Origin of the sequence: Kribbella sp. NBC_00482, assembly GCF_036013725.1 — a bacterium.
Lineage (GTDB): Bacteria > Actinomycetota > Actinomycetes > Propionibacteriales > Kribbellaceae > Kribbella.
Genome location: NZ_CP107881.1, coordinates 2569271 through 2592298 on the forward strand (window position 1 = coordinate 2569271; position 23028 = coordinate 2592298).

At 68.8% G+C, this 23028-nt stretch carries 25 protein-coding genes and 1 tRNA gene; 17 read left to right on the plus strand and 9 right to left on the minus strand.

The genetic code is table 11. The features are described 5' to 3' along the window. Window positions 1–5 precede the first annotated feature (5 nt). Together OHB24_RS13000 and OHB24_RS13005 are read left to right on the plus strand one after the other, a co-directional pair. Window positions 6–983, plus strand: a complete 978-nt coding sequence (locus tag OHB24_RS13000; protein ID WP_202871043.1) for a sugar-binding transcriptional regulator — start codon at window positions 6–8, stop codon at window positions 981–983. Continuing rightward, on the plus strand, window positions 973–2319 hold the full coding sequence (locus OHB24_RS13005; RefSeq protein WP_327639252.1) for a threonine/serine ThrE exporter family protein: 1347 nt from the start codon (window positions 973–975) through the stop codon (window positions 2317–2319). Before OHB24_RS13000 ends, OHB24_RS13005 begins: the two co-directional genes overlap by 11 nt. Here OHB24_RS13005 and OHB24_RS13010 read toward each other — a convergent pair. After that, a complete protein-coding gene (locus OHB24_RS13010; protein WP_327639253.1) occupies window positions 2316–3842 on the minus strand; it encodes a DUF4185 domain-containing protein in 1527 nt (508 codons plus the stop codon). The genes OHB24_RS13005 and OHB24_RS13010 overlap by 4 nt on opposite strands. A gap of 256 nt (window positions 3843–4098) precedes the next feature. On the opposite strand from OHB24_RS13010, the gene OHB24_RS13015 reads away from it, so the two are divergent. The 5 genes from OHB24_RS13015 to OHB24_RS13035 are packed head-to-tail and all read left to right on the plus strand — an operon-like array spanning window position 4099 to window position 8139. After that, window positions 4099–5301, plus strand: a complete 1203-nt coding sequence (locus OHB24_RS13015; protein ID WP_327639254.1) for a 3,4-dihydroxy-2-butanone-4-phosphate synthase — start codon at window positions 4099–4101, stop codon at window positions 5299–5301. Beyond that, window positions 5298–6014: a class I SAM-dependent methyltransferase gene (locus OHB24_RS13020; protein ID WP_327639255.1), complete on the plus strand. Its 717-nt coding sequence runs from the start codon at window positions 5298–5300 to the stop codon at window positions 6012–6014. Before OHB24_RS13015 ends, OHB24_RS13020 begins: the two co-directional genes overlap by 4 nt. Before the next feature lie 21 nt (window positions 6015–6035). Next, window positions 6036–6434: a cyclic nucleotide-binding domain-containing protein gene (locus OHB24_RS13025; protein ID WP_327639256.1), complete on the plus strand. Its 399-nt coding sequence runs from the start codon at window positions 6036–6038 to the stop codon at window positions 6432–6434. Beyond that, complete coding sequence (locus tag OHB24_RS13030; RefSeq protein WP_327639257.1) at window positions 6424–7401, plus strand: adenylate/guanylate cyclase domain-containing protein; 978 nt, start codon at window positions 6424–6426, stop codon at window positions 7399–7401. Before OHB24_RS13025 ends, OHB24_RS13030 begins: the two co-directional genes overlap by 11 nt. A 15-nt stretch (window positions 7402–7416) precedes the next feature. Further along, a complete protein-coding gene (locus OHB24_RS13035) occupies window positions 7417–8139 on the plus strand; it encodes a GNAT family N-acetyltransferase (protein WP_327639258.1) in 723 nt (240 codons plus the stop codon). Here OHB24_RS13035 and OHB24_RS13040 read toward each other — a convergent pair. The 3 genes from OHB24_RS13040 to OHB24_RS13050 all read right to left on the minus strand — a co-directional run bounded on the left by OHB24_RS13040 (window position 8125) and on the right by OHB24_RS13050 (window position 10505). Next, window positions 8125–8880 carry a hypothetical protein gene (locus tag OHB24_RS13040; RefSeq protein ID WP_327639259.1) on the minus strand — a complete coding sequence of 252 codons (756 nt, stop codon included), beginning with the start codon at window positions 8878–8880 and terminating at the stop codon, window positions 8125–8127. The genes OHB24_RS13035 and OHB24_RS13040 overlap by 15 nt on opposite strands. Before the next feature lie 63 nt (window positions 8881–8943). Then, window positions 8944–10182 (minus strand): HAAS signaling domain-containing protein, encoded by a 1239-nt coding sequence (locus OHB24_RS13045; RefSeq protein ID WP_327639260.1) that lies wholly within the window; start codon window positions 10180–10182, stop codon window positions 8944–8946. Beyond that, window positions 10179–10505 (minus strand): PadR family transcriptional regulator, encoded by a 327-nt coding sequence (locus OHB24_RS13050; protein ID WP_131295191.1) that lies wholly within the window; start codon window positions 10503–10505, stop codon window positions 10179–10181. The genes OHB24_RS13045 and OHB24_RS13050 overlap by 4 nt, the downstream gene beginning before the upstream one ends. A 133-nt stretch (window positions 10506–10638) precedes the next feature. Between OHB24_RS13050 and OHB24_RS13055 the strand changes: the two genes are divergently transcribed. Then, window positions 10639–11565: a helix-turn-helix domain-containing protein gene (locus OHB24_RS13055; RefSeq protein WP_327639261.1), complete on the plus strand. Its 927-nt coding sequence runs from the start codon at window positions 10639–10641 to the stop codon at window positions 11563–11565. A 16-nt stretch (window positions 11566–11581) separates the two neighbouring features. Here OHB24_RS13055 and OHB24_RS13060 read toward each other — a convergent pair whose 3' ends face one another. Beyond that, window positions 11582–12133, minus strand: a complete 552-nt coding sequence (locus OHB24_RS13060; RefSeq protein WP_327639262.1) for a hypothetical protein — start codon at window positions 12131–12133, stop codon at window positions 11582–11584. A gap of 223 nt (window positions 12134–12356) precedes the next feature. Then, window positions 12357–14288 (minus strand): Xaa-Pro dipeptidyl-peptidase, encoded by a 1932-nt coding sequence (locus OHB24_RS13065; protein ID WP_327639263.1) that lies wholly within the window; start codon window positions 14286–14288, stop codon window positions 12357–12359. 144 nt (window positions 14289–14432) lie between these two features. Here OHB24_RS13065 and OHB24_RS13070 point away from each other — a divergent pair, with 144 nt between their 5' ends. The 4 genes from OHB24_RS13070 (at window position 14433) to OHB24_RS13085 (ending at window position 18376) form a co-directional block, all read left to right on the plus strand. Continuing rightward, on the plus strand, window positions 14433–15446 hold the full coding sequence (locus OHB24_RS13070) for a LacI family DNA-binding transcriptional regulator (protein WP_327639264.1): 1014 nt from the start codon (window positions 14433–14435) through the stop codon (window positions 15444–15446). Window positions 15447–15460: 14 nt separating this feature from the next. Further along, a complete protein-coding gene (locus tag OHB24_RS13075) occupies window positions 15461–16363 on the plus strand; it encodes a 1,4-dihydroxy-2-naphthoyl-CoA synthase (protein WP_327639265.1) in 903 nt (300 codons plus the stop codon). Window positions 16364–16442: 79 nt separating this feature from the next. After that, window positions 16443–17408: a phage baseplate protein gene (locus OHB24_RS13080; RefSeq protein ID WP_327639266.1), complete on the plus strand. Its 966-nt coding sequence runs from the start codon at window positions 16443–16445 to the stop codon at window positions 17406–17408. Beyond that, on the plus strand, window positions 17408–18376 hold the full coding sequence (locus OHB24_RS13085) for a phage baseplate protein (protein ID WP_327639267.1): 969 nt from the start codon (window positions 17408–17410) through the stop codon (window positions 18374–18376). The genes OHB24_RS13080 and OHB24_RS13085 overlap by 1 nt, the downstream gene beginning before the upstream one ends. A gap of 1 nt (window position 18377) precedes the next feature. Here OHB24_RS13085 and upp read toward each other — a convergent pair whose 3' ends face one another. Next, window positions 18378–19019 carry a uracil phosphoribosyltransferase gene (upp, locus tag OHB24_RS13090; RefSeq protein WP_327639268.1) on the minus strand — a complete coding sequence of 214 codons (642 nt, stop codon included), beginning with the start codon at window positions 19017–19019 and terminating at the stop codon, window positions 18378–18380. A gap of 104 nt (window positions 19020–19123) precedes the next feature. Between upp and OHB24_RS13095 the strand changes: the two genes are divergently transcribed. The 5 genes from OHB24_RS13095 to OHB24_RS13115 all read left to right on the plus strand — a co-directional run bounded on the left by OHB24_RS13095 (window position 19124) and on the right by OHB24_RS13115 (window position 22026). Beyond that, window positions 19124–19285 (plus strand): hypothetical protein, encoded by a 162-nt coding sequence (locus OHB24_RS13095; RefSeq protein ID WP_165547398.1) that lies wholly within the window; start codon window positions 19124–19126, stop codon window positions 19283–19285. A gap of 74 nt (window positions 19286–19359) precedes the next feature. After that, on the plus strand, window positions 19360–19845 hold the full coding sequence (locus OHB24_RS13100) for a tRNA adenosine deaminase-associated protein (protein WP_327639270.1): 486 nt from the start codon (window positions 19360–19362) through the stop codon (window positions 19843–19845). 31 nt (window positions 19846–19876) lie between these two features. Beyond that, window positions 19877–20305 (plus strand): nucleoside deaminase, encoded by a 429-nt coding sequence (locus tag OHB24_RS13105; RefSeq protein ID WP_327641055.1) that lies wholly within the window; start codon window positions 19877–19879, stop codon window positions 20303–20305. A gap of 13 nt (window positions 20306–20318) precedes the next feature. Further along, window positions 20319–20409, plus strand: a tRNA-Ser gene (locus tag OHB24_RS13110). A 105-nt stretch (window positions 20410–20514) separates the two neighbouring features. After that, window positions 20515–22026: a potassium/proton antiporter gene (locus tag OHB24_RS13115; protein ID WP_327639271.1), complete on the plus strand. Its 1512-nt coding sequence runs from the start codon at window positions 20515–20517 to the stop codon at window positions 22024–22026. A 3-nt stretch (window positions 22027–22029) separates the two neighbouring features. On the opposite strand, the gene OHB24_RS13120 is transcribed toward OHB24_RS13115, so the two are convergent. Together OHB24_RS13120 and OHB24_RS13125 are read right to left on the minus strand one after the other, a co-directional pair. Further along, window positions 22030–22593 carry a LytR C-terminal domain-containing protein gene (locus OHB24_RS13120; RefSeq protein ID WP_327639272.1) on the minus strand — a complete coding sequence of 188 codons (564 nt, stop codon included), beginning with the start codon at window positions 22591–22593 and terminating at the stop codon, window positions 22030–22032. A 33-nt stretch (window positions 22594–22626) separates the two neighbouring features. Further along, on the minus strand, window positions 22627–22920 hold the full coding sequence (locus tag OHB24_RS13125) for a type II toxin-antitoxin system VapB family antitoxin (protein ID WP_327639273.1): 294 nt from the start codon (window positions 22918–22920) through the stop codon (window positions 22627–22629). Window positions 22921–23028: the final 108 nt, after the last annotated feature.

Here is a 23028-nt window from a genome sequence, read left to right on the forward strand (position 1 = left end):
TCGAGGTGAACGCGAACCGCGCGGTGCGCCAGCCGGGGCTGGACGAGCTGCGGCTGCTCGCGAAGGTGGCGCGGATGTACCACGAGAAGGGCATCCGTCAGCCGCAGATCGCCGCCGAGCTGAACCTGTCCCAGGCGCGCGTCTCGCGGATGCTGAAGCAGGCCGTCGAGGTCGGCATCGTGCACACCGTGGTGACCATGCCGAGCGGCGTGCACAGCGACCTCGAGGACGAGCTGCAGGGCCGGTACGGGCTGCGCGACGCGGTCGTCGTCGACACCCTCGGCGTGGGGGACGACGTACTGCCCGCGCTCGGCTCGGGCGCGGCGGCGTACCTGGACATGACTCTGACCGGCGGGCACGTGGTCGGGATCTCGTCCTGGAGCGAGACCCTGATCAGCGCGGTCGACCGGATGCCGCGCAAGAGCGTGCCGGTGGTCGACAAGGTGGTCCAGATCGTCGGCGGTCTGGGTGACGCCGCGGTGCAGATGCAGGCCACCCGGCTGACCGCGCGGTTCGCCGAGCTGACCGGTGGGATGCCGGTCTACCTGCCCGCGCCCGGGCTGGTCGGGACGCCCGCCGTACGCCGGGCGATGATGAACGACGTGTCCGTTCGGGACGTTCTGGGCACCTGGGGACAGCTCACCGACGCCCTGGTCGGGATCGGCAGCCTCGAGCCCTCGCCGCTGCTGCAGCGCAGCGGCAACGCGGTCGCGGAGGCCGACCAGGACGAGCTGCGCCGGCTCGGTGCCGTCGGGGACGTGTGTTTCCGGTTCTTCGACGAAGAGGGAAAGCTCGTGCGCTCGACGTTCGACCAGCGGGTCATCGGGGTGACCGCCAAGGAGTTGCTGGCGGTGCCGCGCCGGATCGGGGTGGCCGGCGGCGACCGCAAATACTCCGCGATCCGCGCGGCCCTGCTCGGCGGCTGGGTCAACATCCTGATCACCGACCTCGCGATGGCGCATCGCTTGCTAGATGGAGCCTGACGAGCAGCGGGAGGTCTACGCCACCATCGACCTGGCCTTGCGGGTCGGTGAGGTGCTGCTGTCCAGCGGCGCCGGTACGGCGGACGCCACCGCGACGATCCTCGGTGTGACCGCGGCCGGCGGACTGCGCGGCTGCGAGGTCGACATCACGTTCACCTCGATGGCGGTCTCGTACCAGGCCGCGCCGGACGTTGCGCCCGAGACGCACATCCGGCTGGTCCGCTACCGGTCCCAGGACTTCTCCCGGCTGACCGACGTCGACCGGCTGGTACGACACTTCGCCCGCGGCGACGTGACCCGCGAGGAGGCGTCGCGCGAACTCGCCCGGCTGACGTCCGCCGGTCCGCCGTACCCGCGGTGGAGTGCGGTGCTCGCCTGGGGCGTGATGGCCGGCGGCGCGACCCTGCTGCTCGGCGGTGGCTGGCTGATCACGTTGGTGGCGGTGCTGACCGCGATCGTGATCGATCTGAACAACCGCTGGTTCAACCGGCAGCGACTGCCCGCGTTCTACCAGCAGGTCGCCGGAGCGTTCGTCGCGACCGCGGTCGCGCTGGTCCTGTACGCCGTGCACGCGCCGGTGAAACCGTCCCTGGTCGTTGCCGCCGGCATCATCGTGCTGCTGGCCGGGATCGCCCTCACCGGTGCTGTGCAGGACGCGATCACCGGGTACTACGTGACCGCCGCGGCCCGGCTTCTGGAGGCGATGCTCCTCACCGGCGGGATCATCGCCGGTGTCTCGCTGGGTCTCGCGCTGGGGTTGAGGTTCGGGCTCAACGTCGGGATCGAACCCCAGACGATCCAGCTGGCGAACCTCCCGATCATGGTGATCTCCGGCGCGGTCATGGCGGTCGCGTTCGCCTACGCGACGTACGCACCCCTGCGGGCACTGCTGCCGGTCGCCGTGATGGGTGCGTTGGCCTCGCTGATCTTCACCTTGATGACCAGAGCCTCTTTCGGACCGGCCTGGTCCACTGCCGCCGCGGCCTTCGTCGTCGGTCTGGGCGGCTACTCCAGCGGCCGGCGGACCGGCGTGCCGCCGCTGGTCGTGGTCGTCGCCGGCTCGATCCCGCTGCTGCCCGGCTTGACGATCTACAAGGGCCTCTACGAGCTGATGGCCGTCGGTCAGCTGATCGGCATCGTCAGCCTCACGACCGCGGTCGCGATCGGCGTCGCACTCGCCTCGGGCCTGATCCTTGGCGAGTACGTCGCCCAGCCCATCCGCCGCGAGGCGCGTCGTCTCGAGGACCGCCTGGCCGGTCCTCGCCTCGTCGGTCCTCGCCGCCCGATACGACGCCGTACCGCACGAACCACCCGCCGCAGACGCCGGGCGAGTTAGCGGATCTCCTCCAGCGCCACGTCGTCCAGTTGCAGCCACACGTCCTGACCGTGGCCGAAGAATCCGCCGTACAGCTGGATCAGCGACTCGCGTCCGGAGTCGAACTCGACGCTGACCTTCGTGTACTGCGGGTGCGCGCCACCGGTCTGTTGTGCGATCGTGCGTCCGCGCAAGGTGCGGACGCCGAGCATCGTCTCGGAGTTGTTGTCCGCCGTCCGGATCCAGGCGGACAGGCGGTAGCGGTGATTGGGACGTACGGCAACGGTTTGCTGGATCTGGTGGGTGCCGATCGAATCGCGGACGAACGCGTTGTTCGTGCCGGTGTGGCCGAGGTTGGCGCGGTCGATGCCGCCGGTGCCGCTCAGCTGCCAGGGTGCGGACGGCGTACCGGTGGTCTGGCTCTCGAAGCCGGGATCCGTGACCAGGTTGGTGATCTGGCCGTCGTCGGTGAGTTTGGTGCGCATCAGGAAGACGTTGTACGGATCCCACTGGGACATCGTGAAGTACAGATCCGGTCCCGACGACCAGGGGTGCATGAACGATCCGTAGAGACCTGGGTATTCGGCGCCTTTGACAACGACCTGTTCACCGCTCCACGGGCCGGTGAGGTCCTTCGCCGAGCGCAGCACGATCGCGGCGCGGTGCTCGTCGAGGTACATCATCAACCACTTGCCGGTGTACGCGTTCCACTGCACCGACACCTCGCCGATCGGGCCGACCGCGATCGGTACGGCGGCCGTCTCCTGCGGTGACCAGGTCCGGCCGTCCCAGTACCGCCAGGCCTTCTTCTGCAGTACTTGTCGTTCCGGAACCCTGGCCAGGTGCGCGCTGCCGAAGCGGCCGTTCGGCGTACCGATCATGTAGACGTAGCCCTTGTCCTTGGCCAGGGCAACCATCTGGAAGTTGTCGTCCCACGACTTGGTGTTCTGCCAGCGGGCGCCGGGGTCCTTCGTCCAGTTCTCGCCGTTGTCGTCGGAGTACGCGAAGCCGGAGTAGTTCGTGAACCAACTGCCGGCCGGACCCCAGTAGTTGACCGACATGTACTGCACGTACTGGCGCTTCCCGACCGAGATGCCCGCGGTCGGGATCACCGTGTGCTCGTCGCGGTCGATCTTCTTGCAGGGCAGGAACTCCTTGGCGTGACCGGGCCGGTCCTCGGCCGCCGAGTCGAGCGTCATCCCGTCGGCCAGGTTGCGGTCCTTGCTGCGGAAGAGCAGGTTGCACCGCCAGTCGATCGTCGCCTGGTCACCAGCCCCGCCACCCGGCCCGGTCCACCCGCTGCCGTAGCTGTCGCCGAATGCGGTCAGGATCTCGCCGGACCCGTTGTCCCAGAGGACGCCGAGGTCGGTCGACTTCAGGGCGAAGCGCGCCTCGGTGTCGTTGATCGACTCGGGACCGGTGAGCTTGGCGATCCGCTCGACGGGCGACGGTACGGCGGTTGCCTGGGCGGGTGAGGACTGGTCGGCAGGCACGACAGCCGCTCCGATCAGCGCAGGCAGGACGAGCAACCACAGTTTCCGCATGGCATCTCCCAGGGAGGGCAGAAATCGATTTCCGAAACTAAACCCCACCCCGCCCCCCGGTCAACCGCTGGGGCAGGCTCGTGGTGTGGTTTACTGCGAGCTGGTGCGATTCCACGGTGTGACGGTGAGGAGCGATCCCGGCCCGTCGGCTCCGTCCGTGACGGAGTGACCCGGTGCGACCGGGGCCATGCGGTGATACCCCGCTTCAGCTCGGACTGCGTGTCCCTGGCCATGGTCGAGTGGCGGAGAGCTAAGCATGTTCACAGGACGAATCGAGCAGGTAGGTACCGTCGCGGAGGTTGCCGGCGACCTGTTGCGGGTGACCTCGGACGTAGCGGTCGCGCCGGGTGGCGCGGTGTGTCTGGACGGGATCAGGTTCACCGCGGAGACGGGTCCGCCCGGCGAGATCCGCGTGGTGGTGACCGACGAGACGAAACGCCGTACGACGCTGGACCGGGTCGCCGTCGGTACGACGATGCACGTTGAGTTACCGGTGGCGATCGGCGACCGGATCGACGGGCATCTCGTCCAGGGACACGTCGAGGGTGTCGGCAAGGTGTTGCGGGTCGACGTGGAGCCGGCCGGGCACCGGGTCTGGATCAAGCCGCCGGAGCGGTTGCTGGCGCGGCTGGTGGCGAAGACGTCGGTCGCGATCGACGGCGTGAGCATTACGGTCGCGGAGGTGCTCAAGGACCGGTTCTCCGTCGTACTCGTGCCGAACACGCTGGTGAAGACCAAGCTCGGCGCATTGGTCGCCGGTGATCGCGTCAACCTTGAGAGCGATCTGCTGGTACGGATGGCGCGCGACGGCAACGGGCCCGAGCTGATGCGCGCGGTGACGCGGCTGCCGTGGGCGGGGCAGCTCAGCGGCGAGATCGGCGTACAGAAGGTGGTCGCGCAGATCGCCGCCGGCGGTGGAGTGGTCGTCTGGGACCCAACCGCGGAGGGCGAAGGCGATGTGGTCTTCGCCGGCGAGCGATTCCGCCCCGAAGCCATGCGCTTCCTCCTGACCCAGGTCTGCGGCCACACCACGATCCCGTGCGACGCCGACGTACTGCGCCGGCTCAAGATCGACCCGATCCCAGGCGGGGGCGACCGCCAAGGTACGGCGATGCACGTGCCGATCGATCTGGCATCGGCACCGGGGACCGGCGTGTCCGCGGCGGAGCGAGCAGCGACCGTACGGCGATTGGCGGCGCCGGACGCGGCACCTGAGGACTTCCTCCGGCCGGGTCACGTGTTCCCGCTCGCGGCGCGCTCCGGGTTACTGGCCGAGCGTCAAGGCCACACCGAGGCGACCGTTGCCCTGTGCAAGGCAGCCCGTCTCGCACCGGTCGGTGTCTGCTGTGAAGTCATGCGTGCGGACGGTGTGATGGCCGGGGCCGCCGACCTTGAGCAGTTCGCCCTCCGCTGGGAGCTGCCGATGATCGATATCCATGATCTGGAGCGCTGGCTGTGAACGCGCTGTACGACGATCCGGATTTCCTCGACGGGTACCGGCGGCTTCGTCGGTCTGGTCAGGCGATCAACGAGCCGCTGGAGATCCCCGCGATGAACGCGGCGCTCCCGCCGGTCGCCGGGGCGCGCGTGGTCGATCTCGGTTGCGGCGAAGGGGGTCTGGCCGTCCGTCTCGCCGAGGCGGGAGCGGCCGACGTACTGGCCGTCGACGCCTCGGAACAGATGCTCGCGGCCGCCACTCCGCATCCTCGCCTGCGCTATCAGCGGGCTGACCTCGCGAACCTCGACGTACCGCCTGCGTCTGTCGACCTTGTCGTCAGCAGCATGGCCGTCCATTACGTCGAGGACTTCGACGACCTGGTGGCGCGCATTGCGCGGTGGCTCGTGCCTGGGGGCGTCTTGGTGTTCACGATGGAGCATCCGGTGATGACGGCGCCGGTGATTGCCGCGGACTACGTGGTCGACGACTACGCCGACGAGGGGCGTCGCGAGCGGACCTGGTTCGTGGAGGGTGTTATCAAATATCACCGGACCATCGGGTCGATCGTCGCGAGTCTGCACCGCCACGGGCTCCAGGTGGAACGCCTCGACGAACCGGTCCCGACCAGTACGCAGGTCGCGGCGAACCCGGCCCTCGCGATCCACCGCCGCCGCCCGCCTATCCTGCTGATCTCTGCGCGTGCGTTAGAGTTACTGACTGGAAACATCGGCTGATCGCCGACGAGGAGGATCGACGTGGCACTGGGTAGGACGTCCCCACGGGACCTGCCGCTGTTCGCGGATCTGTCCGGACGCGACATCAGGGACATCTTCCGCGCCGGTGAGGAGGTCTCGGTACCGGCCGGCTGGTCGCTGATCCTGGAACAGACGCCCCCGGACGCGGCGTACCTGATCCTCAGCGGTACGGCGGCGGTCCGCGAGAAGGGCCAGGAGATCGCCGAGCTCGGCCCGGGCGACATCGCCGGCGAGGTCGCGGTCCGGAAGAACACGTTGCGAACGGCAACCGTCACGGCGAAGTCGCGGCTGCAGCTGCTGCACTTCACCCGGGAGAAGTTCGACGACCTCACCCGTCGGCTGCCCGCGTTCCGGGACGCCATCGACGCCACCATCGTCGAGCGCCGCGGTGGCCACTGAGCCTCGGGCGCCGGATCTGGCCGGGTTGACGCGGGAGTTCGAGCAGACCCTGCTGGGCGGGGAGCGGAAGTTCACCCGGATCCAGGTGTCCGAGCGGGCCGGGATCTCGAACGAACGCGCCGAGCGGATGTGGCACGCGCTCGGGTTCGCGACCGTGCCGGACGACGAGGTGGCCTTCACCGACGACGACGTCGAGGCGTTGCGGCTGGTCGCGGCGCTCGAGGACGACGGGTTCATCCAGCCCGAGATGGAGTCGTCGCTGGCCCGGAAGCTCGGGCAGACGCAGTCCCGGCTGGCGTCGTGGCAGTCGGCGATGTTCCTGGAGTTCCTCGGTGCGTCCAAGCTGTCCGCGGACGAGTCGATCGAGGTCGCGGGCCTGCTGCTGCCCGCGATGGAGCGGCTGCAGACGTACGTCTGGCGCCGGCACCTGGCCGCGGCGGCCGGGCGGGCGGTGGCGGGGTCCGACGAGCTGGCGCGCGGCGTGCGGGCGGTCGGGTTCGCGGACATCGTCAGCTACACACGCCTGACGCGGCGGCTGACCGAGTCCGAGCTCGGGGAGCTGATCGAGAAGTTCGAGGGTACGGCCGCCGACGTGGTCGCGCTGAACGGCGGCCGGGTGATCAAGTCGATGGGCGACGAGGTGCTGTTCGTGGCCGACACCGCCGCGCAGGGCGCCGCGGTCGCGCTCGCGCTGCAGGACGCGGTGAACGCCGACGAGGACCTTCCCGAGCTGCGGATCGGGCTCGCGTACGGCACGATCCTGATCCGGCTCGGCGACGTGTACGGCGAGGTGGTCAACCTGGCCGCCCGTCTCACCACGGAATGCAAACCCGGCCGGGTCCTCGCCGACCGCGAACTCGCCGCAGCCCTTGACGGCCACACGTCGTACGCCATCCACCGCCTCCGCCGCGTCGCCGTCCGCGGCTACCGCCATTTGGTCCCGTACGCGATCCAGCGCGCGGACTGAACTACGGTTCGGTCTGTGCGGGAGATCAAGACGCCGGCTGAGCTGGAGCTGGTGAGTGCGGGCGACCCGATGATCGGCTGGGCGGCTCAGGGTTTCGCCGCCGGTGTCCGGGCCTGGTGTGCGGGATCCGCGGTGGCGGTCGCGTCACCGGACGTGTCGAAACATGATCGGCTCGCGGTGATCGGCCCGGTCGACGACGCGGTGCGGTTGACCGCCGACGTGCTCGCCGAGGTCGGTCCGACGTACCGGCCGTTCGGTGACGAGGCGCTGATCCGTGAGCTGGCGGAGCGGGTGCCGGGGGTGAGGTTCTCGGCGTCGTTCGGGTGGATGGACGCGGACACGCTCCCGGACCTCACCACGACGGCTGCCTGGCTGGACGATGACTCCGGCCTCGAAGCGTTGCTGATCGAGGCGTCGCCCTCGTCGTACGCGTGGCCCGGGCAGTCCGGCGTACGGCGATGGGCTGCTGTGACGGGCTCAGACGGTGAGCTGTTGAGTATCGCCGCGGATGCGTGGAGCGCGCCCGAGGTCGGGTTCCTCGCCGGGGTCGCGACGCATCCTGTTGCCCGGGGCAAGGGGCTGTCGCGGCAGGTGTGCGGGTTCGTGACCGCCGAGCTGGTCAAGCGCCACGGGCGAGTCGGGCTGATGGTGGACGGCGACAACGCGCCCGCGATCAAGGTCTACGAACGCCTGGGCTACACGTACCGCCGGGTCGCGGCGGCGTCAGTACGCTCCTAGAGCCGTCCGCTCGTCGTCGGTGACCGGGCGGATCCACAGCACGCCCGGAGCCTCGGACGCAACCATCCTGGGCAGAATCGTGCGCAGCAGGTCGATCGGCGGCGTCTGTGGCTGCGTCTGACGGGCCGCGCCGTACTGCTCGAGCACCCGGGCCAGGTCGAGTGCCAGGCGGTTGGTGTGCAGGCTCGGATCGGGTGCGCCGACGGTGGCGTCGACCAGGCCGTCACCGTTCCAGGACGCGAGGGTGACGCGCCGGTCCGGGTGCTGCATCAGCACGTCCATCACCAGATCGGCGAACGCGGACGTGTCCATCCCGTCCACGCCCTCGTCGGGGAACCAGTCGTGCCGCAGGTGCAGCACCCCCGGCTGCTCCTTGTCAGCGCACTCGTCGAGCAACCGGCCGACCGAGCTCATCGGGTACGACACCGCATCCGGGCCGAGGGCAACGAACCGCTGTGCCAGCAGGTAGAGCGAGATGACGGTGTACGGCGCGAACAGCGTGACCTCGGCGTGCTCGCTGTGCACGGCGATCGGGCCGTCCTTGCTTTTGTGGTACGACTGCAGCCCCTCCATCAGGGCCTTCTCCTGCTGCTCGGTGAGCTGGCTTTCCCATTCCCACTTGCGCAGCACTGCGAAGTCCTCGTCGGTGTTCAGGTCGTCGTCAGGGCCGGTCGACGCCCACCACAGCACTAGACCGACAACGACTATGGCGACGGCGGCGATGACACCGAGAATCCACACGAGCGAGTACCTCACAGAGCAGGGGCGGGCAGCGAAGCCAGTCACCCTAGTCCGCGCGTCGGGTCACCTGGTCGGCTTCGCGGTGACCGTCGCGCCCGGTGTTCCAGTGGGCTTGGCCGTGGTCGGGACGACGCTCGGTGTGCTGCTCGCGGTCGGGCCGGCACTTGGTGTGGGCGACGTCGTCCGGGTGGCCGGGGCGGGTGGTGGGACGAACGGCGCCTTGGTGGTGTCCTTGCAGTTGTCCGGGCCGATGTCGCCGTTCTCGTCGGGGACGATCACGGCCTGCGGGAACAGGTTGCTGGTGGTGTCCCGCGCCTCCTGGCCGTAGTTGGTCGCGCAGTCCTGCAGTTCCATGCTGATCGGCTTGCCGTCCTGGTCGTACAGCCGGACCGCCACCTGCTTGCCCTGGGCATCGAACGGGTAGATGTTCGAGACCGTGGAACCGTTCACCACCACGCCGTTGGTCGGCGGTTCGTAGCTCCCCGAGCTGCCGCGGTAGTCGTTGTAGTTGTCCAGGAACCCGAACGACGCACCGACGTACGCCGCGGCCAGGAACGCCGGCACCGCGACCGCCGCGACGACGTTCAGCGGTACGACGTACCACAGCCACCGCCGGTCCTTCTGGGTCCGGCGACCGATCCAGATCGAGACCGCCGCGCCGGCGATCGCTCCGACCACGGTCACCGAGGCGGCGCCGAACAGCGCGAAGAACCCGCCCGCGCCGATCATGCCGCGCGCGACCCACCAGACCGGTTGGCCGATCGTCACCAGCTCGTGCCGGGCGTTCGGCGGGACCTGGTCGATCCAGCCGCGCACCGCCGTCGCCCACTGCGCGCCTCGCGGGGTGTCCAGGACGATCCGCGGGTCGTTGCCGTGCAACGCCCGTACGCCGAGGAAGGCCGCGACGAACAGCACGCCGAGCCCGAGCAGCCCGAAGAACGCCGTCTCGTCGTGCGACCACGCGAAGATGCTGATGGCAACGAAGAACGGCCCGACCGTGCCGGCGATCAGGCCCCAGCGCAGCGCCTTCCAGCCGGACGCGAGGTAGTCCTGGCTGACCGGCTCGGTGCGTGCCGGATAGCCCGCCGCGGTCCGCAGTTCGTCGGCGTACTGCCGCGGCGTCCCCAGGCGCACCTGCAGGTCGCTCAAGGTCGGCTCGGCGTCGAACTCGCCCGCAACCTCGGTGAGGTGGTCGGTGACGTCCTGGAGCACGTCCTCCAGTTCGCCCGGCGGCAGGTCACTGAGCTCGGCTCGCACCTGCGTCAGGTAGATCGCGACCGCTCCGGTCAGAGTGCTGTTCACGCGGCCTCCTCCTCCAGCAGCACCGACATCGTGTCGGCGAAGTGATTCCAGGTCTTGGTCGATCGGGCCAGCAGCTCGTGGCCGGTCTTGTTCAGCCCGTAGTACTTGCGGTGCGGGCCTTCCTCGCTCGGTTGCACGTACGACGTCAGCGCGCCGGCCTGGAACAGCCGGCGGAGCGTCCCGTACACGGAGGCGTCCGCGACGTCCTCGAGTCCCGCGGCGCGCAGCCGGCGGAGTACGTCGTACCCGTAGCCGTCGGCGTCCCGCAGTACGGCGAGCACTGCGAGATCCAGTACGCCCTTGAGCAGCTGGCTCGTATCCATCGCAACCTCCTCCGGCACCGGCGGTGCTCCGCTGAGAAGACTACTACACATTGTGGAGTACTCCGTTAACCACTCAGACGTTCCGCAATTTCGATCAAGTCCGAGGCGGGGTGATGGGGGCACAGTGGTGGGCATGGCGGATGTGTTCGAGGAGTTCGTGGCGGTGGTCGCGGCCGGTTTGCACGGTCCCGACGGTCCGGTGAACGGAGCGGGGCTGGCAGGACGGGTGCATCTGTCGCGGTTCCACTTCGATCGGGTGATCGGTGCGGTGGCCGGTGAGTCGCCGTTCGCGTTCCGGCGGCGGGTGCTGCTGGAGCGGGCGGCGTACCGGTTGCTGGCCGAGCCGGTCGCCGTACTCGAGGTCGCGATCGAGGCCGGGTACGGGTCGCACGAGGCGTTCACGCGGGCGTTCGCCAGGGCCTATGGGATGTCGCCACGCGAGTGGCGACGGGAAGCGTCGCGGGTGTTCTTCCTCGCGGCGCCCAGTGGAGTGCATTTCCAGCCGCCGGCCGGGCTCCGGCTGCCGGCACGTCGAAAGGTGAGAGGCATGGACGTACTTGTCAGGATGGTCGAGCACCACGTGTGGCTGACCGGCGAGATGATCGAACGCGGCGCGCGCCTGGACGCCGCCACCTTGGATCGGCCGATCGAGCTGTCCGTCGAAGGAATCGACGACGACATCTCGATCCGCTACCTACTGGACCGCCTGGTCTGGCAGGAGGAGATGTGGCTGGCGTCCGTCGAGGACCGCCCGTTCCAGGTTCCCGAGTGCGGCCGCCAGGTCGTCACCCCGATCCCCGAACTCCGCACCCGCCACGCCGACGCCGGCGCCCGCTTCGTGGCCCTGGTCAACCAACTCAACGAAGAAGGCCGCTTCGACGAAAGCTTCGTAGACACCACCTGCGAACCCCCGCGCGTCTTCACCTACGGCGGCATGGTCGCCCACGTCCTGACCTTCGCAGCCCACCGCAGATCCCTCCTGGTCGGAGCCTTCCACACAGCCAACATCACCGACCTCTCCTTCGGCGACCCCATGCACTTCGTAGCCGAAGGCAACTAATCATTCGAGCCGTGGGTCAGGCGGCTAGGGGATGGTGGCGGATGTGGAGGTCCTCGGCGATGCGGGCGACGACGGTGTGGGGGATGTTCAGGAGGTCGTAGGCGGTGAAGACGCGGACCAGCCAGCCGCCCGCGGTGTCGGTGATCACGTAGCCGATCTGAGGTTCGGGGAGGCCGCCGAAGACGATCAGCAGGCGGAGCAAGGATTCCATCGGGGAGTCCACGCCGCCGCGCACGAGCCCTGCGGCTTCGCGGGCGAGTCGGACGCCTCGTACGCCGATCGCCGCGGCCCCCGCCTCGACCAGGTGGTGCGGCTCGACGTCGGTACGCCGTACCAGAGAGTCTCCCGCCGCGACGAGCTTGGTGAGATCGCAGGACGGCGCCAGGTCGAGGAAGGTGTCGCGCTGGACCGTCACGTGTACGACGTCGTCGGCACGGTCGTTGGCGGTCCATAGGCTCAATGCGGTCTCGTGGCTCACCACCGCACCAGGCGTCAACAGGAGCGCGGCCTCGGCCTGCAACCGGGGCGTGACGGCAACCTTCCCGTCGACGTACACCGGCCCCAGCACCTGCGGTACCGCGTGCCGCGCAGCACGCCTCGCGAGATCCCGGACGCCTGGGCGTCCGCCACCGTGAACAACACTCCACCATTGTCCCGATTTCCCGACCCCACGACGTCCGTTATCCACAGCCCCGGCCAATCGTGGCGAATGGCTCTGGACCCATTCATCGAGTCGTGGATCGTGGCTGGTTCGCACAGCCCATCTTCACGACTCGGTGGGTGGGGGAGTTTTAGTTCTTGGGGTCGTGGAGGTTGGGGCGTTGGGTGGGGGTTTTGATCTGGACGTTGATGGTGGGGAGTTGGGTGGGGGCGGTCAGTTTGCCTGAGGAGACTGGGATGTTGAGTTTGCTGCCGGCCAGGTCGATGTCGATGGAGGCGCCGGTGTTGTTGGGGGCGGTCCATTCGGTGTCGGACAGGGTGATGGCCAGTCCGACGATGCGGCCCTTGGGGATGATCTGGTCCTGGGCGCGGAGGGGGACGTTGACGGTGGTCCACTGGCCGGGCTTGAGCGGGGTCGGCTTCGAGAGCGACTTGCTGTGGGCGGCGTCGATCCAGCCGCGGCTGACGATGCCGTGATCGCTCTGGGTGGTGACCTTGTCGACGGTGTAGTAGCAGCTGTCGTCGTAGTCGGTGCTCGAGCCTTCACAGGTGCTTTCGTCGGTACGGCGGACGCCGGAGTACCGCGCGGCTTCGCCGTACTCGACGAGCCTGGCGGTGATCGGTGTCGTCGCCGAGTCGGACTTCAGGCGGAGCGTGACCGACGGCGTGCCGCTGATCCGCAGCGGTGCGGTGAGCGGTGCGGACAAGAACATCTGCCGCCCCGCGATCACCTCCGACGGGTCCGCGACGATGTCGTCCTCGGTCAGGTCGGGATCGTCGGTGACCATCACCGAACCCTTGCCGGCGGCCCCTAGTCTGCCGGCCGAGAGCGGCACCGACACCGGGCGGTTCACGGCCGGCCAGGTCTTGTAGTCTCGCCACACGTCGGGCGTCGTCTCGACCGAGACCATCGGCTCCTTCATGACGCCGTTCTGCAGGCCCTGCAGCCAGTAGTCGAACCACTTGTGCAGTTCGTCCACCCACTCGTCGCGCCGGAACTCGAACGGATCCACGTGGTCCTCGAGACCGAGCCACAGCTTGCGCGGCACGTTGTTCCGCGACAGCGCCGACCACCACTGCGAGAAGTGGTTGGTCTGCACGTTGTAGTCGCTGAGCCCGTGCGTCATGAAGACCGACGCCTTCACCTTCGAGGCGTTCTTCGTGTAGTCGCGCTCGGCCCAGAACGACGTGTAGTCGCCGGTCTCGTCGTCGTCGTTGTCGCCGAGCTCGCCGCGGACCTCGTCGCAGGCCGCGCTGTCGTGACCGACGTACCCGCCGAGCCAGGGCATGTAGTCGTCCGAGTACGGTACGCCGCCGGACCGGGTGTAGTCGTACCACGACGAGATCGCCGAGATCGGCACGATCGTCTTCAGGCCCTTCACCCCGGTCGCCGCGACACCGTTCGCGAGCGTCCCGTCGTACGACTTGCCGATCATCCCGACCGCGCCGGTCGTCCAGGACGCCTTCACCAGTTGGCCGCCGGCGGTGTGCGCGGTGTTGCGGCCGTTCAGCCAGTCGATCACGTCGACGACGGACTGGATCTCGTCCCGGCCGCCGACGTCGCCGCAGCCGGTGGAGCGGCCGGTGCCGACGATGTCCACGCCGACCATCGCGTAGCCGCGGGGGACGAAGTAGTTGTCGTAGTACAACGGCATCTTCCGGATCACGCCGTCGCCGTCGTACGTCTTCTTCTCGCTCTCGTTGCCGCGTCCGCAGCAGGAGTAGTACGGCGAGGCGTCCATGATGACCGGGATCTTCCTGCCGGTGAGGGCAGTCTCGCTCGGCCGGACGATGTCGACCGCGATCACGTCGTCCTGGCCGTCGCTGTCGGTGTCCATCGTGGTGTCGACGTACACCGACTCGCGGATCGCGTTCGCGTAGTCGTAGACCGGCTGCGTGCTCTTGGTGCGCGTGTCGACGTGCTGCGGCACACTGGCAGCAGCCGGGGTCGGCGTACCGGGCCCGTCCGGGATCTGAGCAGCCATGGCCGGACCGGTGAGGGTGGTGAGGCTGAGCACGGCGGACGAGACCAGGATCGTCACCCTGGCGTGGACGGTCCTCATGGCTGGGAAGGCTAGTCACTCCCGCGCCGCAAAGCCAGGTTCTGACCGGATTGGCAGCGACCTGCCCGATACTCAGCGTGAGAACGGGTGATTCGGTAGGGTGACCGCCACCGCCCCCGGGGGGACGCACGAAAGGGTAGGCCAGTGAATCTGCGAGCACCGGTGACATTGCTGGACGTGGCGCAGCGTGCGGGTGTGTCGGTCGCGACCGCCTCCCGCGTGCTGAACGGCGGGGATCGAGTGCCCCGTCCAGAGCTGCAGGAACGGGTCAAGGCCGCCGCCGACGAGCTCGGCTACACGCCGAACGCGCAGGCGCAGGCGTTGGCCAAGTCGTCGACGAACCTGGTCGGCATCCTGGTCCACGACATCGAGGACCCGTACTTCGCCGCGATCGCGAACGGCGTGATGCGCGCCGCGGACGAGCGCAACCTGCTGGTGATGATGGCCAGCACGTTCCGGGACTCGGACCGCGAGATCGCCTACCTGTCGTCGTTGCGCGCGCAACGAGCCCGGGCCGCGGTGATGATCGGCAGCCGGCGGACCGACAGCGAGAGCCTGGCGCGGACGGCGACCGAGGTGGAGACGTTCCTCAACTCCGGCGCGGGTCTCGCCCTGGTCAGTCAGTCCGGGATGCCGGCGCACACCGTTGAACCGGACAACCGTTCGGGGTCGGCGGATCTGGCCCGCGAACTCGTCGGGCTCGGCTGGCGGAAGTTCGCCGTACTGGGTGGGCCGGAGAGCCTGGCGACCGCACGGGACCGGCGGGCCGGGTTCGTCGCGGGCCTGGCCGAGGCAGGGCTGCAGCCGGTGGCGGTCGAGTCCGGTGACTTCACGCGCGACGGTGGGTACGCCGCCGCGGAGCAGCTGCTCGACCGCAAGGCCGATGTGGACTGTCTGTTCGCGGTGAACGACGTGATGGCGGTCGGCGCGATGTCGGCGTTGCGGGCGCGCGGTGTCGACGTACCGGGCCGGCTCGGTGTCGCCGGGTTCGACGACATCGCGACGCTGCGGGACGTGTGGCCGGGGCTGACGACCGTACGGCTGCCGCTGGAGCAGATGGGCCGCCGTGCGCTGGAGCTCGCCATCGAGGGCGGCGACGCGACGACCGAGACGTTCAAGGCGGAAGTAGTACTGCGGGAGAGCACCGCACGGGGCTGAAATATGCTCGCCGGGTGACCGTCTCCGAGATCTTCGACCCGTCGGCCTGGAAGCAGGTGGACGGCTTCGAGCTGACCGACATCACGTACCACCGCGCGGTCGACGCCGGTGTGGTGCGGATCGCCTTCAACCGGCCCGAGGTGCGCAACGCGTTCCGGCCGCAGACCGTCGACGAGCTGTACCGCGTGCTGGACCACGCCCGGATGTCCACCGACGTCGGCTGCGTGCTGCTCACCGGCAACGGCCCGTCGCCGAAGGACGGCGGCTGGGCGTTCTGCTCGGGCGGCGACCAGCGGATCCGCGGCAAGGACGGCTACAAGTACGCCGAGGGTACGACGGCCGACTCCATCGACCCGGCGCGCGCGGGCCGGCTGCACATCCTCGAGGTACAACGGCTGATCCGCTTCATGTCGAAGGTCGTGATCTGCGTCGTTCCCGGCTGGGCCGCGGGTGGCGGGCACAGCCTGCACGTGGTCGCGGACCTCACGCTGGCGTCCGCGGAGCACGCGAAGTTCAAGCAGACGGACGCGGACGTGGCGTCGTTCGACGGCGGGTTCGGCTCGGCGTACCTGGCGCGGCAGGTCGGGCAGAAGTTCGCCCGCGAGATCTTCTTCCTCGGCGACGAGTACTCCGCCGAGGACGCGTACCGGATGGGCATGGTCAACAAGGTCGTGCCGCACGCCGAGCTCGAAGCGGTGGCGCTGGCGTGGGGCAAGAAGATCTGCGCGAAGTCGCCGACCGCCCAGCGGATGCTGAAGTACGCGTTCAACCTGATCGACGACGGGCTCGTCGGGCAGCAGTTGTTCGCCGGTGAGGCGACCCGCCTCGCCTACGGCACCGACGAGGCGGCCGAGGGCCGCGACGCGTTTCTCGAGAAGCGCGATCCCGACTGGTCGCCGTACCCCTACGCCTTCTAACACCGTTGGGTGGTTAGTTAGCAGAAAAATATGCGCGAACTGATGACAGTTCGCGGTAAACGACTTACCGTCGGGCGTTATGAACAATCTCTCCCGCCGTGGGTTGCTTGCTGGTGCCGGTGCTGTCGTCGTTGCCGGAGCTGTGGGTGCGCCCGCCTCCGCCAATCCGTTCACCCTGACTCCCACGCGGCGTTTCGCGCTCGACGGGCCGGGCGGCGAGGTGTTCCGCAGCAAGCCGCTGGCCGACGTGACGGTCATGCAGTCGATCGCCTTCGACAGCGCGAACCAGCGGCTCTTCACCGGGCAGCTGCGGGCCGGATCGCCTGCCAGCAGTGGTGATCTCACGCTGACGCAGCTCACGCTCGCCGGCGACGTCGTCGGGCACATGTACCTGAGCGGGTTCGGCCACGCGGTCTCGATCGGGGCGGAGACCGTCGGGCGTACGACGTACCTCTGGACCGAGACCGACGTCGACACGGCGAACGCGCGCGGCCGGCAGATCGCCCGCTTCCGTTGGCAGGACGGCGCGACGCTGACGAAGGACTCCCCGGGGCTCCGCAGCTGGAAGCCGGTCGCGGACGGCGCCGTGTTCACGCCGTCCGTGGATCAGCGGCACGGCCGGATCGGGATCCGGCACACGCTGGCGGACGGGTTCCACATCAACGTGTACTCGCTGGCCGCGGCGCGCGCCGGGGACTTCTCGCGGGTGCTCGCGACGTTCAAACAGCCCGCGATGACAGCGGGCATCGACTTCCAGGGCTGGGCGCTGTACGGCTCGTACGTCTACCTGTGGGAAGGCGAGGCGTACGCCGGTACGCCTGATCCCGCGGTGGCGACGTCGTGGCTCTGGACGTACGACATCACCAAGGGCGAGGTCGTCGAGTCCGTGAAGATCGTGGACGGCGCCGACCTGGTCTACCGCGAGGCCGAGGGCGTCGGGGTGTACGTCGATCGCTTCGGCTGCCCGCGACTCTGCTTCGGCTTCGCCTCCGGCGTGACGGGCGACCGTCGCGCAAACCTGTTCTATCGCAGCAGATTGGTCTAATGCCCATGGACAATTTGTCCCGTCGTGGGTTGCTGACAGGTGCCGGCGCATTAGTTGCCGCAGGCACCCTCGGCGTACCCGCGGCCACCGCCCGGACCCTGTCCCTCCCGACCTCCAAGCGCTTCAAGATGAGCGCGACGACCAACGAGTTCTTCCGCAGCAAGCCGTTGTGGGGACCGACGGTCATGCAGTCGTTCGCCTTCGACACCCCGAACAACCGCCTCTTCACCGGCCAGTTGCGGTCCGGTACGCCGGCCAACAGCGGTGACCTCACCCTCAGCCAACTCAACTTCTCCGGCACTGTGCTCGGTCACATGTACCTGACCGGGTTCGGCCATGCGGTCTCGATCGGCGCCGAGGCCGTCGGGAGTACGACGTACATCTGGACCGAGACCGATGTCGACACGGCCAACGGGCGCGGGCGGCAGATCGCCCGGTTCCCGTGGCAGAACGGCGCGACGCTGACGTCTTCGTCGGTGACGAAGTGGAAACCGGTGTCGAGCGGCAGTGTCTTCACACCGGCTGTGGATCAACGCTTCAACCAGCTCGGCGTACGTCACTCGTTGTCGGGCGGCATGCACATCAACGTCTACTCGCTGGCGGCCGCCCGCAGCGGTGATTTCTCGACGGTGCTGGCGTCCTTCAAACAGCCGGCGCTGACGGCCGGCATCGACTTCCAGGGCTGGGCTTTGTACGGCGCGTACGCGTACTTCTGGGAAGGCGAGGCCTACCCAGGCGAGCCCGACGAAACCAAGGCAACGTCCAAACTCTGGTGCTACGACATCAACGCCGGCCAGTTGGTCGACTCCTTCCTGACCCTGGCCGGCAAAAGCCTCACCTACCGGGAACCAGAAGGCATGGCCGTCTACGGCTCCACCGACGCCACGGCCCGCCTGTACTTCGGCTTCGCATCAGGAGTAGTCGGCGACCGCCGAGCCAACCTCTTCTACCGCAACACCCTCGTCTGAGTTACTGGGCGACGCCGTAGAGGCGATCGCCGGCGTCGCCCAGGCCGGGGACGATGTAGCCCTTTTCGTTCAGGTGGGAGTCCATACCGGCGATGACGAGGTTGCACGGTACGTCGAGGTGGGTGAGTTCGTTCTCGACGCGCTTGACGCCCTCGGGGGCGGCGAGCAGGCAGATCGCGGTGATGTGGTCGGCGCCGCGGTCGACCAGGAACTGGATCGCCGCCGCGAGCGTGCCGCCGGTGGCGAGCATCGGGTCGAGGACGTAGCACTGGCGTCCGGACAGGTCCTCCGGGAGGCGTTCGGCGTACGTCGACGCGGTCAGGGTCTCCTCGTTGCGGACCATGCCGAGGAACCCGACCTCCGCGGTCGGGAGCAGCCGGGTCATGCCGTCGAGCATGCCGAGACCGGCGCGCAGGATCGGGACGACGAGCGGCTTCGGCGCGGCGAGCTTCACGCCCTGCGCTTCCGCGACAGGGGTCTGCACGGTGACCGGACCGGTCCGCACGTCCCGGGTCGCCTCGTAGGCGAGCAGCGTGACGAGCTCGTCGGTCAGCCGCCGGAACGTGGGTGAGTCCGTGTGCTCGTCGCGCAGCGCGGTGAGCTTGTGGGCGACGAGCGGGTGGTCCACGACGAGGATCTGCATAAGGCCGAACGGTACCGTCGGCGATTCGCGGCGGGAAAGCGCGCTCGCTGTCAGACTTGAAACTGCATTGGATTCGCCCTGTTCGCCCACCAGGGAGTAGTTCGATGACCGAGAAGACGCCCGAGCAGCTCGAACGGCTGCGGCGCCGTGCCGCCTTTCTGCGCGAGCTCGACGAAGCGCGCGCCCTCCGCGACCGGATCGCGCCCCGGCGGGCCCGCGTCCGGCAGTTGCGCGAGGCGATGCGCAGAGCGACCTACCATCACTGACCGTTGACCGGTGTTGGCGGATCTGATATCGGCTTGAGATCGCCGGGACGCCGCCGGTCTGGGACGATGATGCGGTGTCTGATGCCACGGTTACCGACCTGGACTTCGCGGTCGCTGCGTACACCGAGGACGGGAACTGGACCGTCACGCCGCTGGTACTGCGCGGTGAGCCCGATCTGTCCACGCTGGTGTCCGCGCTCCTCAGGTATCCCGGTGAGGCCGGGGTGCTCGGCATGGTGTCGGTCGACGAGGACTTCTTCGTCCTGGTCCGGGTGCTGGGCGGTCGCGCTCGGCTGCTGATCTCCGATGTGACCGCCGCGACCGAGTGGCCCCTGGCCCGGCAGGTCGTGGACGAGCTCGACATCCCGCTGGCCGATGACGACGACGAGCAGGTGCCGGCCGGCGACCTGGCGATCATCGCCGACCTCGGGATGGCCGCGATGGACCTCGGTGCACTGTGCGACGACGTCGACCTCTACCCCGAGGAGATGCTCGAGGAGATCGCCGACACGCTTGGCTTCGGCAACCAGTTCCACGACGCGATCGAAGCCGTTGGCTAGCCCGATCCTGCGGCAGGCGTGGTCGCGGTTGATGACGCTGGCCCTCGAGGAGGCCGAGCGGGCGTTGCCCGACGTACCGATCGGGGCTCTCGTGGTGGACGAGGGCGGGGAGATCATCGGGCGCGGTCACAACGAGCGTGAGGCGACCGGTGATCCGACCGCGCACGCCGAGGTGCTCGCGATCCGCGACGCGGCCCGGCACGTCGGCGAGTGGCGGCTGACCGGCTGCACGCTGGTGGTCACCTTGGAGCCGTGCACGATGTGCGCCGGGGCGATCGTGCTGTCCCGGCTGGACCGGCTGATCTTCGCGGCGTACGACGAGAAGGCCGGCGCGGTCGGGTCGCTGTGGGACGTCGTCCGGGACCGGCGGCTCAACCATCGGCCCGAGGTGGTCGGCGGTGTGATGGCCGACGAGGCCGGTGCCCGGCTCCGCGATTTCTTCATCGGCCACAGACCTTGATATTGTCCTCGGCGGTGGCGTGTCCGAGCGGCCGAAGGAGCGCGCCTCGAAAGCGCGTGACGGGCAACCCCCGTCCGAGGGTTCAAATCCCTCCGCCACCGCCAACCGCCCTCCGGGGCGGCCAGAGGCCGGAGACCCTGATGCTGTGTGATGCGTCAGGGTTTTCGTCTCTCTGGACCTGACTCGGGACGCTCGACGAGAGGGCCCCTATGGATGTTGCGGAGCTCGACGCGATTCTGCTCGCGGGGGCGGCGATTCTGCTGGTCGCCGTGGTCGCGGTGCGGTTCTCCGCGCGGATCGGGCTCCCGTCGCTGCTGATCTACCTCGGGATGGGACTGCTCCTGGGGGAGTCGGGGCCGGGGCACATCCACTTCGAGGACGCGCAGCTGGCGCACGCGCTGGGGTTCGCGGCGTTGGTGGTGATCCTGACCGAGGGCGGTCTGACGACCCGGTGGAACGAAGTACGGCCGGTGATGCCGCTCGGGCTGGTGCTGGCGACGGTCGGGGTCGCGGTCAGCGTCGGGGTCGTCGCCTGCGTGGCGCATTTCGTGCTGGGGCTGAGCTGGCAGCTGTCGGTGCTGATCGGGGCCGTGACGTCGCCGACGGACGCGGCGGCCGTGTTCTCGGTGCTCAGACGGGTGCCGATCCGGCCACGGCTGCGTGGGGCGCTGGAGGCGGAGTCCGGTCTGAACGACGCTCCGACCGTGCTGCTGGTCACGCTCGTCAGCACCGGCGAGGTCGGCGAGAAGGGCCTGCTGTGGTTCAGCGGCCTGGTCGTCTACGAACTGGTCGTCGGCGCCCTGTTCGGGCTGTTTATCGGGTGGGTGAGCGTCGGACTGATCCGCCGGATGGCGCTCGGTTCCGCCGGCCTGTACCCGCTGGCGGTGCTCTCCGTGGCGTTCATCTCGTACGCCGGTGGCTCGGTGCTGCTCCACGTGTCGGGGTTCGCGGCCGTGTACGTGACGTCGCTGGTGCTGGGACGGGCGGAGTTGCCGCACCGGATAGCGACCCGGTCGTTCGTCGACGGGATCGCCTGGCTGGCGCAGATCGGGTTGTTCGTGATGCTCGGGCTGCTGGCGTCACCGGGGAACTTCGAGCTGAACGACGTCCTGGTCGCGCTGGTGATCGGGGTCGCGGTGACGGTCGTCGGGCGGTTCGCGTCGGTGGCGATCTCGGCGGCGCCGTTCCGGTTGCCGTGGCGGGAGCGGACGTTCATCTCGTGGGCGGGTCTGCGGGGCGCGGTGCCGATCGTGCTCGCGACCATCCCGCTCGCCGAGGGCGTGCCGCAGGCCGGCCGGATCTTCGACGTGGTGTTCGTGCTGGTGCTGCTGTTCACGCTGCTGCAGGGGCCGTCGCTGCCGTGGCTGGCGAAGCGGCTGGGCGTCCTCGACGAGAACGCGGCGCACGAGGTGGACATCGACGTGGCGCCGCTGGAGTCGCTCGGCGCGGACATGCTCCAGGTGCACGTCCCGAGCGAGTCCCGGCTGGCCGGGGTCGAGATCGCCGAACTCCGGCTACCGCCCGGTGTCTCGGTCGCGCTGGTGATCCGCGGCGAACAAGCCTTCGTCCCGGACCGCCGTACCGTGCTCCGGGCCGGAGACGCCCTGCTCGTGGTCGCGCCCAGCCCGGTCCGTGAACAGACCGTCCGCCGCCTCCGCGCCGTCTCCCGGGCCGGCCGCCTGGCCGGCTGGTTCGGCGAACGCGGCCGCGAACAGAACTAAGGGCTAGTTGGGGTTCTGGCCCGACGGGACCGGCTGGGGGCTGTGGATGACCGGGAGGCAGACCGTGGCGCCGGGGGCGACCGTGACCGACGGGATGCCCTTGAGCTTCACGGAGCCGAAACCGGCGCCGATGACCAGGTCGACGGTGTGGTCGGTGCGGCCGTCGGCGATCATGACCGCCTTCTGGTTCAGCTGACCCGCGACCAGGAGCATCTCGGGCGCGTCCGCGGCGGCACCGCGCAGCGCCACTACGTCGACCTTGTCGCCCTTGGGCTCGTTCGCGACCTTGTCGATGTTGAAGGCGCGCTGCTTCAGCGCGTCGGCCACTCGGCTGGCCGAGCCCGCGCGGGCGCCGCCGTTGTAGACGTTCAGCACGACCTGCTTCGGCACCAGGCGGTTGTTCGTCAGCTTCTGTTCGGTGCAGGTCGGCTCGGCGCTGCTGTTCACCAGCGAGTTCCAGCCCCACCAGCCCCCACCGGCGAGGATCCCCAGCAGGATCACCATCGTGATCGGCGTACGCCACCGGATCCGCGAGTGCGGTCTCGGTTGCGGATGAATCGCCGTCATTTGCTCCACCCCCCCGTGAGCGGCAGCCATTGGTCAGTCGACTACCAGGACCCGTGCATGCAGGACCGAACGCTGCTGCAACGCGGCACGCAGCGCGCGGTGCAGGCCGTCCTCGAGGTACATGTCGCCCTTCCACTCCACCACGTGCGCGAACAGATCGCCGTAGAAAGTCGAGTCCTCGTCGAGCAGCGCGTTCAGATCCAAAGTGCCCTTCGTCGTGACGAGTTCGTCCAGCCGCACCTGCCTGGGCGGCAGCGAAGACCAGTCCTTCGGTCGCAGCCCATGGTCCGGGTACGGCTTGTCGTCCCCGACACGCTTGAAGATCACCCCCCGAAGTCTAGCGGTGTCAAAGGTCCCACGAGGAGGTCATGAATGTCACCGGAATAGTCCGGTGCACCGATGCAACCTTTCGGAGCCATTGGGCGTCCCACGGAA

Excerpts from the sequence above, each read along its gene's own strand:
- upp (WP_327639268.1), bottom strand. The coding sequence starts at position 19,019 with ATGCAGATCCTCGTCGTGGACCACCCGCTCGTCGCCCACAAGCTCACC.
- OHB24_RS13085 (WP_327639267.1), top strand. The coding sequence starts at position 17,408 with ATGCCCATGGACAATTTGTCCCGTCGTGGGTTGCTGACAGGTGCCGGC.
- OHB24_RS13050 (WP_131295191.1), bottom strand. The coding sequence starts at position 10,505 with ATGGATACGAGCCAGCTGCTCAAGGGCGTACTGGATCTCGCAGTGCTC.
- OHB24_RS13095 (WP_165547398.1), top strand. The coding sequence starts at position 19,124 with ATGACCGAGAAGACGCCCGAGCAGCTCGAACGGCTGCGGCGCCGTGCC.
- OHB24_RS13080 (WP_327639266.1), top strand. The coding sequence starts at position 16,443 with ATGAACAATCTCTCCCGCCGTGGGTTGCTTGCTGGTGCCGGTGCTGTC.
- OHB24_RS13105 (WP_327641055.1), top strand. The coding sequence starts at position 19,877 with ATGACGCTGGCCCTCGAGGAGGCCGAGCGGGCGTTGCCCGACGTACCG.
- OHB24_RS13120 (WP_327639272.1), bottom strand. The coding sequence starts at position 22,593 with ATGACGGCGATTCATCCGCAACCGAGACCGCACTCGCGGATCCGGTGG.
- OHB24_RS13065 (WP_327639263.1), bottom strand. The coding sequence starts at position 14,288 with ATGAGGACCGTCCACGCCAGGGTGACGATCCTGGTCTCGTCCGCCGTG.
- OHB24_RS13010 (WP_327639253.1), bottom strand. The coding sequence starts at position 3,842 with ATGCGGAAACTGTGGTTGCTCGTCCTGCCTGCGCTGATCGGAGCGGCT.
- OHB24_RS13115 (WP_327639271.1), top strand. The coding sequence starts at position 20,515 with ATGGATGTTGCGGAGCTCGACGCGATTCTGCTCGCGGGGGCGGCGATT.
- OHB24_RS13005 (WP_327639252.1), top strand. The coding sequence starts at position 973 with ATGGAGCCTGACGAGCAGCGGGAGGTCTACGCCACCATCGACCTGGCC.
- OHB24_RS13015 (WP_327639254.1), top strand. The coding sequence starts at position 4,099 with ATGTTCACAGGACGAATCGAGCAGGTAGGTACCGTCGCGGAGGTTGCC.
- OHB24_RS13055 (WP_327639261.1), top strand. The coding sequence starts at position 10,639 with ATGGCGGATGTGTTCGAGGAGTTCGTGGCGGTGGTCGCGGCCGGTTTG.